Source organism: Lyngbya sp. CCY1209, assembly GCF_035615495.1.
In the GTDB taxonomy this organism is placed as follows: Bacteria; Cyanobacteriota; Cyanobacteriia; order Cyanobacteriales; family Microcoleaceae; genus Limnospira.
In genome coordinates this window covers 1-8,761 of record NZ_JAJENU010000451.1, presented here as the reverse complement: position 1 = coordinate 8,761, position 8,761 = coordinate 1, and the positions used below count along the sequence as shown (strand labels likewise).

4 protein-coding genes are annotated in these 8,761 nt (G+C 55.1%); all 4 read right to left on the bottom strand.

What is annotated here, in order from left to right; genetic code table 11:
* Positions 1 to 89: 89 nt before the first annotated feature.
* The gene (hemE, locus tag LKE08_RS14170; RefSeq protein WP_324704886.1) at positions 90 to 1,154 is read right to left on the bottom strand and encodes a uroporphyrinogen decarboxylase; all 1,065 of its coding nucleotides are present in this window, start codon (positions 1,152 to 1,154) and stop codon (positions 90 to 92) included.
* Between the two features lie 120 nt (positions 1,155 to 1,274).
* Positions 1,275 to 2,480 (bottom strand): hypothetical protein, encoded by a 1,206-nt coding sequence (locus LKE08_RS14165; RefSeq protein WP_324704885.1) that lies wholly within the window; start codon positions 2,478 to 2,480, stop codon positions 1,275 to 1,277.
* A gap of 3 nt (positions 2,481 to 2,483) precedes the next feature.
* Positions 2,484 to 2,894 carry a hypothetical protein gene (locus LKE08_RS14160; RefSeq protein WP_324704884.1) on the bottom strand — a complete coding sequence of 137 codons (411 nt, stop codon included), beginning with the start codon at positions 2,892 to 2,894 and terminating at the stop codon, positions 2,484 to 2,486.
* 188 nt (positions 2,895 to 3,082) lie between these two features.
* Complete coding sequence (locus LKE08_RS14155; protein ID WP_324704883.1) at positions 3,083 to 8,506, bottom strand: DEAD/DEAH box helicase; 5,424 nt, start codon at positions 8,504 to 8,506, stop codon at positions 3,083 to 3,085.
* Positions 8,507 to 8,761: the final 255 nt, after the last annotated feature.

Below are 8,761 nucleotides of genomic sequence, written 5' to 3'. Positions count from 1 at the left end.
CTCCCCCCTTACTCCCCCCTTTCAAAGGGGGGCTGGGGGGGATGGGGGCTGGGGGGGATGGGGGTTGGGGGGGATGGGGGCTAGGGGGGCTACACGGAAACCGTCAGCAACTTGTCGGCTTGTTTCGCCGTTTCAAAGAAATAGGCGACATTCTCCTCCGGGGTCTTTTGCAGGACGCCGTGGCCCAGATTCAGGATGTGACCCCGGTTTCCGGCCTTGCGAATGGTGTCGAGGATACGATCGCGGATCAGTTCCTTCGACCCGAACAAAATGCCGGGATCGATATTGCCCTGGACTCCCAGATCGCGCCCGATGCGGTTTCTGGCCTCGCCCATGTCCACGGTCCAATCGACGCTGATCAGGTCGGCGCCGGACTTAGCCATTCGCTCCAAAATGCCCGCGCTGCCGTTGATGTAGAGGATCAGGGGGGTTTCGGGGTGACGCGCTTTGACGCGATCGAACACCTGTTTTTGGTAGGGGAGGGCGAAGATTTCGTAATCCTGGGGACTCAACTGGCCGGCCCAGGAGTCGAACAGTTGCACCACCTGGGCGCCGGATTCGATTTGATAACAGGCGTAGGCCGCGATCGCATCAGCCAATTTACTCAGGAATTGGTGCAGCAGGGCGGGTTCGGAAAATGCCATACTTTTGATGATGCGATAATCCTTGGAGCTCTTGCCCTCGATCGCGTAAGCCGCCAGGGTCCAGGGCGCCCCGACGAAGCCCAAAACCGCCGCCTCGTTCCCCACTTCCCGCCGCAGGGTTTGCAGGATTTCCTTGATGAAGGGGAAGGATTCTTCCGGTTCGATGGGACGCAGTTGGTCGATTTGGGACTGGCTGCGGATGGGCGGATCGATGATCGGGCCTTTGCTTTCGACGATATCGAAATCAATGCCAATTCCCGGCAGGGGAGTCAGAATGTCGGAGAACAGGATCACGCCGTCGGGTTTGAAGGCCCGGAAGGGTTGCAGGGAAATTTCGACGGCGATATCGGTTTTTTCGGAACGTTCGCGGAAGGAGGGATATTTTTCCCGCAGATCGCGATAGGCTTTCATGTAGCGACCCGCCTGCCGCATCATCCAAACGGGGGGGCGGTCCAGCGCTTCACCGCGTGCCGCACGCAATAGATAGGGAATTTGGGTCGAGTCGGTCATTTTAATGAATTAACGGTACTGAATGAGTGGAAAGGATTTTTTTTATTGGCAGTCGCCGGGATAGTCAGGACAAAAGCTGATAGCTGACCATCGCGCGATCGTCCACCGATCCTTATGGTGTCAGGACTTGTCCCCCTTCTTCGTGAAGAATTGTGACGTTGTTTCCTCCTGGCGGCGGGCGAGTCGTTGTAACTTCGTCGTCAGGCGTTCTTTGAGGGTTTGGAAATAGGCGGCGGTTTCCTCCAAACCGGACGCCCGGGCGTATCGGATCAGGGGTTCGAGTAGCCAAGATTCCGTGGGGGTAATTTCGGGTTTGAGGGTGCCGCGCCGCAGGTTCATTTCTACCCACTGGATGCTGGATGGGGTGTGGGTGCCGTGGGCGGCGACGGTGGCGATCGCTTCTTGAAATATCACTTCAAAATCTTCTCGCAAATCGTAGGCCCGCACCATCTGCCCGACCCGGAACACCCGATGCAGCAGTTCCCGGATCTCTTCGGCGGGGGCGGATTCCAAGACTTGTCCGGCATTCAGGGGGGTGAATTCTCCCCGGTCATCGATCGCGCAAATTTGCCCCAGCAGATTCGAGGTGAGGTTGATCAAAGCCTTGTCAAATTCGAGGCGGGTGGCGGAACTGTAGGGCGCCTGTTCAAACCAGCCATTTCGATCTTCGGCGAGGATTTCCAGGCAGCGTTGGCGGGTCCGGGCATCTCCCCCGGCGATGCGCGTCTGTCCCTTCGGCCCCGGTCGGTACAGGGTTCGAGCCCCGCCGCCTTCCCGCAGTCCGGTTTGGATGGTGATGCCCCGCAGCAGGCGGCAGACGACTTTCGGCATCGCGTCGGGCCACAGTTCCGGGAGGCGCCCGAACAGGATGGCTTCTTCGATTTTCTCGACGAAGATTTGCCGGAACCGCTGAAAGTAGATGCCGTTGGCACAGAGGATAAATAGGGGTAAGGGGGGCTCGGGTTGCAGGAGTTGTCCGGCGTCGTGGAGTCGCACCGACAATTCTACGATGCCGGTGATCACATCCAGAATTTGGTCGGGGTTGGTGCAGACTAATACAATTTCGGGCAAGTCGCCGGACTCGCAGCAGGTGAGGAGGTCGGGTTTGAGAAAGCGATCGCACGCTATATTGTGAATGCCCTCGGGGGTGGCGATCGCGATCTGGCCGGACTCTCGCAGGCTGGCGGCACTTTTGGAGTGGCGGCGTTCGATAAAAAAGGTATCCTCGTCGAGTTGGGCGAGTTCCCGGGTGAGGTGATAGAAAAATCCCACGCCCAGGGCTCCGGGGGGTAAAATGCCGATACTGCCTTTTTGGATAGCGGTCACGGTTCAGTTGTCCTCGAGTTCGGCTAGGATTTGATGGGCGCGTTGCAGTTCGGAGACTTTCAACATCAGCCGCATGGGATCTCCGGCCGTGACGGTGCTGCCGTAGGTGTATTCTATGTTAATTCCGGCGGTGGCGAGGGCGTGGCTGAGGCGGGAGAGTTGACCGGGCCAGTTGGTGAGGCTGACGGCCAAAACGTCGGCTTCGATGATATAAAATCCCTGTCGGACTAAATCGGTTTTGCACTGGGGCGGGTCGCTGGCGATCAGTCGGATTACGCCCTGTTCGATATTATCGATCAAGGAAATGGCTTCGATGTTGATGTCCAATTTGGCGATCGCGCTGCTGACGGCGGCGAGGCGTCCGGGGTAGTTTTCCAGGGCGATGGTGAGTTGGCGTTTGATTTCTACTTGCATGGAAATTGGGAGGGTTGAACGGGGGCGATCGGTTCGCCGGTGTGACGTTTATTCATTATATTAATAAATCGGGAGTGGGGAGAGATCGGAGAATCTGAGTTTCTCTGTTTGACACAAGGTGGATCGGAAACCGGGTTTCTATGAGGGTTGATTTTTGTCCCGGAAAGATGCTTTTAGAAACCCGGTTTCTAGGTCGGGGCATTAAACCACCCAGATGAAAAAATAGGTGCCAGGACCGATCGCCAATCTTCGTCATGTCGAATCTCCAAAACGTGGTAGTTTAAATTATATTTGAGATCGTCCCTTTTGATGCGATCGCGTTCCCGTTTTTCGGGGTCATCATGGGCGGAACCGTCGCAGAAAATGGCGATTTTTTGGTCCCAATAAATGAAGTCGGGTTTGATATTCGCTTCGGGGATGAAGGGTTGGGCGGCGTCGGGGAGCGGCAAACCTTGGTTGTATAATTCATCTAAAAATTCCCGCTCGAAGGGGGAGTTGGGATCGGTGCGATCGCGCAATTTTTGATACTGTTGCTGTCGAGAAATATCGTCGATGTGGCGCTCAATTTTGCTGGTTTGGAGCCGCTCCAAGTGGGACTTGATGATGCGGCGATCGAGCAGCGGGTGGTCGAATTGGTTGCGGTAGGAAAGCAGGCATTCATAACAGGCTTTAGTACAACTTTTCTTTTCCTCAATGAAATGGCAGATATCCATCGCTTCCGCCGCCAGTTGTTGGAAGGCTTTGGGATTTTCCAGGATTTGCGAGAGCACCCCCGCGCCTCCCTCAGAGGCTTCCCAAAATAGCAGATATTCTCCCTTCCCGAGACGTTCCGAGGCGAGTTCGTTGTCTTCCAGTTTGTAGACGGCTTGAATTGCCCGCTCGATCGCATATTGAAAACTCGCCAAAAATTCCTCCGCCTCCTCTTTGGGAATATCGCAGGGTTTGATCAGGAGTACGTTGCAGACATCCTCCACCATCAGATAAACTTCCGTATGCAGATTTTCTAAATCCGAAATTTCCGGCTTTTTTTTATCCTTTGATTCCCAATATCCCGTGGCAACATTGAGTTTGAATCCCCGCTCTTCGCCGGACCGCAAACCGCGATTGATGCGCCGAATTTGTGCGGTGTCTCCGTAGGTGAGTTCCAGCAGTTTCCTGCCGTCTTCGGCGACGACATCGGCGACTTCCTGTCGGCGTTCTTGGAAGCGAAAATGGGTCGTGATATTATAACCGGATTTTAGCCGCTCCTCTTCGTCGCAGGTGATGCGTTCCTTGGGCCGGGTGAGCATTGTCTCCATCGGCAATATCCGATTGTGTTTTGCCCAGTTGCCGCGGCTGTCGGCGGTCAGTTTCGCGCCGCAGTTTTCGCACAGGTCCAGTTTCCAGTCCTCGCCGGTGTGGAAATATCCGCAGCGGGGACACATCGCCATCCGCTGGTAGGCGCTTTCGATGCCTTTGACGGGGATGCGGGTTTTGTGAATTTGAAATTTATTGCCCTCGTAGTAGAGGATATTGCCGGGGGCGAATTCGCGGATGGCGACGACTTTGGGGCGGGAAATAAACTCGCTTTTATTCCCGGCGGGGATGTAGGCGCGGACGGGGAGGCGGGGGAAGTTGTAGCCGGGGAGGAAGCCTTCGGAGGCGAAATAACGGTAGGGATAAAATTCGAGTTGGGATGCGTTTTTGTTGCCATCGACCTGGGCGACTAATAGGGCAATTTGCCGTTTGGCTTCCCGTTCGAGGGCGTCGGCTTTTTGTTGTTCCAGGTCTGAGGTGAGGCCCTTTCTGTGGCGATCGCTCGCCTCCCGGGAAATGGTAAGCTGGGTGACGGCATCGCGATACAAATTCCGCCAGCGATCGCACGCTTGGTCAAAACGGATCAGGGCATTGTCGATCGCCTCCCACAAAAAATTATCGGTGCACCAGGTGGCATTTTCCAAGTCTCGACGACAGAATTTATCCTTAAAAATTTCTTTCGCAGCCTGAAAGCATTTCTCCTTCTGTTCCGATGTCAATCTCAGGTGATTTCGCACCGACTCTTTCAGGGGGTAGTCGCCGGCATCGAGGTCGAGAATTTGGTTCATAGACTTTTCAAAATAAACCCCCGTGTAAGCCAGCCAGAGGGAATGGATGTGGGACTCGATCAGATCCCGGTTGCCGAGTTCGAGTTTCGGCGGCACCACCACCCCGGCGACCATTTGCTGGGGACGTTTGAAGAAATATTGGTCGTGTCCGCTACCCGCCGAGGCGTAGGTGATGACCAGGGCTTCGAGCCCGCTGCGTCCGGCCCGTCCGCTGCGTTGGGCGTAATTGGCGGGACTCGGGGGCACGTTCCTCATGTGGACGATATTCAGATCGGCGATATCGATACCCAATTCCATCGTCGGCGAACAGAATAGGGCCGAGAGTTTCCCGGACCGGAACTTGTTTTCTCGGTCCTGCCGATCGCCGATCGCGACCTGGCCCGTGTGCTCGCGCCCTTCCATATTTTGGATCTCCGCACCGCCGCGATCGTAAAAATTGCGGAAAAATCGATTCACCTCCACCGACACGTCTTCGTCACCCTGGAGGCGTTTCGAGGCCATCGGATCGGGCCGGATGAAGTCCACATTTTGCGATCGCCACACGAAGGCATCAACCCGCAGTTGCACTTTGTCGCCCTCCCGGACTAGATATCCGCTGTCAGCCAAAGCTGCAATCAAGTTTTTGATTAAATTCTGATATTCAATTTCCGAAAGGTTCCGTCCCCACAACGGCCAGGTTTGGGCGCTGCGGAGGAATTTGCCAATTTTGCTGCGGGGGGTGAGTTTGACTGTATATTGCTTAGTTTTGGCTGTGGAAGTGGAAGCCCAGGGGGCTGGAACGAGGTCTTCGGACTCATCAAAACACCAGGGATCTTTAATCGCTTGCCGCACCTCTTTTTTGAGCTGTTCCACCCGCTGAGGTTGCAGCAATTCCGCATCCAAAACCCGATCTTTGCGAAGTTGATCTAAGACAGCCGCGATCGCATGGTAGCGCTGTTGGGGACTGGCTTGCAGCAAAATCGGATCGGAATGTTTTTGCCACAAATCGACATGGGCGCAGATGTCCTCCAAGCCATCATAATCGATCGCCAACAGGCCGCACTGTTCCAGGTTGGGTTGCACGATGCGCCACCCCCGCCGCAAGTCTTCATACAGTCGGTATTCGATCAGTTTGTGGAAGGCTTTCTCATTGCGGCGTTTTCCCGAACCATATTCGGCTACTTCTGTAGCATAGTCGGACTGGGGTAGGTTCATCTGTTCCACCACCGCTTGGGCGAGTTGTTGTTGGGTGAGGGTCTGGTTGGCTTTGATGGCCCCGTTGAGGGAGGTTCGCAGCAGGCTGGTTTGCACGAAATCGTTGAAATGTCCGGCCTGCAGGGAGGCGTCCTGGCGGTTGTCGGTGAAACTGAGAATTTTTTGGGCCTGGGGGGAGACGGCGCCGCTGGTTTTTAGCCGGTTGACGGCGGACAGGCAAAGCAGGGTTGTGGCGGTGCTGCGGCCTTCGGTGCTCAGGCGGGAGAGTTTGGTAAATTCGCTTTTGCGCTTGTCGTGGACGATGCCGCAATTTAAACAGGTGAGAAAGGGTTTGGGCACGAACCAGAACGCCGTGCCTTTGGTGAGGGAGTCGGTGACGCGGCCGTTGGGGAGGACTTGCAGTTTTTGGGGGATAAATTCGGCGTATTCTTTTTTCGGAAATCGGCCTTTTTTCTTCGTTTCTCTAAACCAAGTATCCGGGAGACGATCGCGATCGCTTTCTTCCCACAAACCGGGCTCGGCGAGGGTGAGATAACCACTCTGAATGTCGGCGTCATCGCCGGTATTTAAAGCGGTGGGAATCAGGGGTTTGACTTGGTTGCGATCGCGATCATACTCCACCAAATAATAATCTTGGCCGCACTCCCGGCAAAAGGCAAGGGGGTACAAAAGGCGATCGCTATCCGTGGCGTATTTTCCCTCTAAAGTGAGCTCCCGTTTCTCCCTCTTCTCGGCGGTGGCGTAGACGCTGCCCCCCTGGGAAATAAACTGGTGCAGGCGAAACGCCAAACCCCGGGTTTTGCTTCCCCACAACAACACCCGCCGCAGAATATCCGCGCAGAGCTCCCCGTCGGCGCCGGTTTCCGTCGCCAATTTCGCCGCCCCCACCGCCAGGGATATCGGCGTCCGCCGCACCAGGTGCCCCCCTTCCGACTCCAACCCGAAATTCACCTCCACCCAGGCGGCTAACGGGTGAGTTTGAAAGGCTTCTAAAGTCTGTTCAGACTCCGGCGGCAGTCCGGTTTCCAAAGCTGCCGCGAGTTCCGCCGCGGTGGGGTCCGGGCGCCGGATGCTGCGTTCGAGGGTTTCGTCGATGACGTTTTCCGGCGTCACCTCCACCCCGAATAACTTACTGGCGACGGCGGCGACGGTTTGGTTGCGGTCCGTGCGGGTCCCCTTGGTGGACATGGTGGCGCTGGTGCCGATGCAGAGGAGGTTTTGGCCGCACCGCTGCTGCAATTTCCGAATCAGAATGGCGACGTCGGCCCCCTGGCGCCCCCGGTAGGTGTGGAGTTCGTCGAGGACTAGGAATTTGAGGACGGGGGAGGCGACCAATTTTTCTTCGTGGACCCGACTCAGCATCAATTCCAGCATCATATAATTGGTGAGGAGAATGTGCGGCGGGTGCTGTTGCACTTTGATTTTATCGGCGAGGCTTTCTTGTCCGGTGTAGCGTTCGACGCGAATCGGGGTGTTTGGAACTTCTTTTAAGTATTTGTCAAATTCTTCTTTTTGGGAATTGATTAAAGCGTTCATCGGGTAGACGAGAATGGCGCGGACGCCCTCGATTTCCGGGTGGCGCAGCAGGTCGTCAAAGATGGGGACGACGTAGGTCATGCTTTTGCCGGAACCGGTGCCGGTGGTCACGACGTAGGGTCGGTTATTGCGGGCGGCTCGAAAGGCCTGTTCTTGGTGGAGGTGGAAGTTATATTTGCGAATATAATTGGGGAAGTAGTCGCGACATTTCGGATGCAGCAAACCTTCGTCAATTAAACGGGTCACGCCGCCGCCTTTTGTGTAGGCAGGGTTGAGTTGAACCAGGGGATCTGGCCACAGTAGCCCCCGCTTCAATTCGCGATCGACGAAGGCTTTGATCTTCGGATCGCGCAGTTTTAAAAAGCTTTCGATATAGTCCCGATAGTCCGCGATCGCTTCGTCCCGCAGTTTGAAGATATCCAGGGGCGATCGCGCCTCATTTTCCGCTATAATTTCTGTAGATAAAGGTTGCTTTTCTTCGATTTTTTGTGCTATAATTTCTGTGGGAGCGATCGCTTCAGTTATCGCGGGCGATCGGCCCTGCCTGCGATCGCTCCAGGTCATCAAGTCGGCGGCGAGGCCGTCGCTGACGGTATCGATATTGATGATATTCCAAAAGTCGCCCGTATCCCAACTGTCCGGCGCGTGGGAAAAGAGATGGTCGAGGGTTTCGGCCGGGAGGCGATCGACTCCGGTGCAGTCAATTTCGAGCTGTTTTTGAGCGATTAGCATCAAAAATGGGGTCAGCATTTCGCCCTGTTTTTTCAGAAGTTCTTGTAATGTAATTGGGATTGGCATGGCACTTTTAGGTTAGAGAATTAAACCATTTCAAAGTCCCTCTCCCTCGGGGAGAGGGATTTAGGGAGAGGGCCCTCAACCCTTCCCCAAGTTTTGATTAACATCAAAATAAATCGAACGGATATCACCATTAAATTTGGCGACGTAATCGGCTCTAATTTTATGAATTTCTTCGACAACTGGATCATTTTTCACGAATCATCCTCCCGCAGTTATTATAACTTCCCCAATCATCTTCAGATGATTTCGGCTATT